Source organism: Streptomyces europaeiscabiei (genome assembly GCF_001550375.1).
Classification (GTDB): domain Bacteria; phylum Actinomycetota; class Actinomycetes; order Streptomycetales; family Streptomycetaceae; genus Streptomyces; species Streptomyces europaeiscabiei.
Genome location: NZ_LRTR01000893.1, coordinates 1 through 882, shown reverse-complemented (window position 1 = coordinate 882; position 882 = coordinate 1). Strand labels below are relative to the sequence as shown.

Annotated in this window: 1 pseudogene; it reads left to right on the top strand. The window is 79.5% G+C overall.

Going from position 1 to position 882, the window contains the following annotated elements:
- Positions 1–882, top strand: a pseudogene (locus tag AWZ10_RS52095) (hypothetical protein); the annotation flags it as partial.

The window sequence follows — 882 nt, the reverse complement described above, 5'->3', positions numbered from 1 at the left end:
CGGGACACCCTGGGCGGACCCGGGCTGCGCGGCGGCCACCGCTGCGCCCTGCGCGAGCGCCGGCTGCCCCGGTCCTCCCTGTGGGGGAATGCCCTGCGCGGGAGCACCCTGGGCCGACACCCCTTGCGCGGGCGCCAACGTGGCCACGCCTTCACCCTGCTGGGGAGCGGGCTGCCGTACCGCCCGGCGGCGGCCTGTCGGCGTGGGCACCGGGTGCGGCTGCGGCGGTGTGTGGTCGTCGGCGGGATGGTGCGGCGCGGCGTCATGGCGACCGTCGTCGACACCACCGGCGGGGGCACCCGACACCTGGCCCGCGGCGGCCACTTGACCCACGCCGGGGATCTGCCCGGCGCCGACGGCCTGCCCGGCACCGAGGTCCGGCCCGGTACCGGCGGCTTGACCGGCGCCGACCACCTGGGCCGCACCGACCGTCTGACCCGCACCCGGACCGGCGACGCCACCCGGCGCCACCGCGCCACCCTGCGGGATCTGCTGTCCGACCCCGGCGACCTGCTGCCCGATGCCGGCGGCGGGCACCGGCCCTCCGGCGGGCGCGGGCCCTCCGGCGGGCACAACTCCCCCAGCCTGCACGGGTACACCGGCGGGAATCGGCTGCCCGGCGGGAACCGGCTGCCCAGTGGGAATCGGCTGCCCTCCGGCGGCAGGGACCAAGCCCCCGCCCGTGCCGACCGCACCCTGGCTGCCCGCACCGTCGTACGCCTCCCCGCCCTGCACCGGCACGGCGGGTGCGGCGGGTGCGGTGTTACCGGCGGGCAGAGGCATCGGCAGAGGCATCGGCAGGGGAGCGCCGGGCGCACCCGGCCCCGCGGGCAGGGGCACCGGACCGAGTCCGGCCGCCTGCGCGTACTCGGGTCCCCGGTC